Origin of the sequence: Sanguibacteroides justesenii (genome assembly GCF_003204205.1) — a bacterium.
Lineage (GTDB): Bacteria > Bacteroidota > Bacteroidia > Bacteroidales > Marinifilaceae > Gabonibacter > Gabonibacter massiliensis.
Map to the genome: position 1 here is coordinate 1 of NZ_QJPL01000020.1, position 1583 is coordinate 1583.

Consider the following 1583-nt stretch of genomic DNA (forward strand, 5'->3'; position numbering starts at 1 on the left):
GAATTAAACCGGGACAGGAAGAACAAAAAAAGTAAAGATTTTTTATCATGAAGAGTTTGATCCTGGCTCAGGATGAACGCTAGCGACAGGCTTAACACATGCAAGTCGAGGGGCAGCGGGGAGTGGCGACACTCTGCCGGCGACCGGCGCACGGGTGCGTAACACGTGTGCAACCTGCCCGTCACCGGGGGATAACCCGTGGAAACGCGGACTAAAACCCCATGAGACGAGAATGGCGCATGCCATGAACGTTAAAACCGAGGTGGTGACGGATGGGCACGCGGGACATTAGGTAGTTGGCGGGGTAACGGCCCCCCAAGCCGACGATGTCTAGGGGTTCTGAGAGGAAGGTCCCCCACACTGGTACTGAGACACGGACCAGACTCCTACGGGAGGCAGCAGTGAGGAATATTGGTCAATGGGCGGAAGCCTGAACCAGCCAAGTCGCGTGAGGGATGACGGGTCCATGGCCTGTAAACCTCTTTTGTGAAGGAAGAACCGCGGGGACGTGTCCCCGCCTGCCAGTACTTCACGAATAAGCATCGGCTAACTCCGTGCCAGCAGCCGCGGTAACACGGGGGATGCGAGCGTTATCCGGATTCATTGGGTTTAAAGGGAGCGTAGGCGGCCCGACAAGTCAGCGGTAAAAGACTGCAGCTAAACTGTAGCGCGCCGTTGAAACTGCCGGGCTAGAGTGCAGACGAGGTTGGCGGAACAGGTGAAGTAGCGGTGAAATGCATAGATATCACCTGGAACCCCGACAGCGAAGGCAGCTGACCAGGCTGTAACTGACGCTGATGCTCGAGAGCGTGGGTAGCGAACAGGATTAGATACCCTGGTAGTCCACGCCGTAAACGATGCTCACTGGCCCTGGGCGACATACAGTCCGGGGTCGAGCGAAAGTAAAAGTGAGCCACCTGGGGAGTACGTCGGCAACGATGAAACTCAAAGGAATTGACGGGGGCCCGCACAAGCGGAGGAACATGTGGTTTAATTCGATGATACGCGAGGAACCTTACCCGGGTTTAAATGCAGGTTGCATTAGGTGGAAACACCTATTTCCCACGGGACCACTTGCAAGGTGCTGCATGGTTGTCGTCAGCTCGTGCCGTGAGGTGTCGGGTTAAGTCCCATAACGAGCGCAACCCCTATCGATAGTTGCCATCGGTTAACGCCGGGCCCTCTATCGAGACTGCCACCGTAAGGTGCGAGGAAGGCGGGGATGACGTCAAATCAGCACGGCCCTTACACCCGGGGCGACACACGTGTTACAATGGCCGGTACAGAGGGTCGCGAGCCGGTAACGGCGAGCCAATCTCAAAAACCGGTCTTAGTTCGGATCGGGGTCTGCAACTCGACCCCGTGAAGTTGGATTCGCTAGTAATCGCGCATCAGCCATGGCGCGGTGAATACGTTCCCGGGCCTTGTACACACCGCCCGTCAAGCCATGGAAGCCGGGAGTACCTGAAGCTCGTAACCGCGAGGGCCGATCTAGGGTAATACCGGTAACTGGGGCTAAGTCGTAACAAGGTAGCCGTACCGGAAGGTGCGGCTGGAACACCTCCTTTCTGGAGTTCCTTTTT

At 56.9% G+C, this 1583-nt stretch carries 1 rRNA gene; it reads left to right on the top strand.

What is annotated here, in order from left to right:
* The first annotated feature begins 44 nt into the window (after nt 1-44).
* Nucleotides 45-1568 (top strand): 16S ribosomal RNA (locus DMB45_RS14560).
* Nucleotides 1569-1583: the final 15 nt, after the last annotated feature.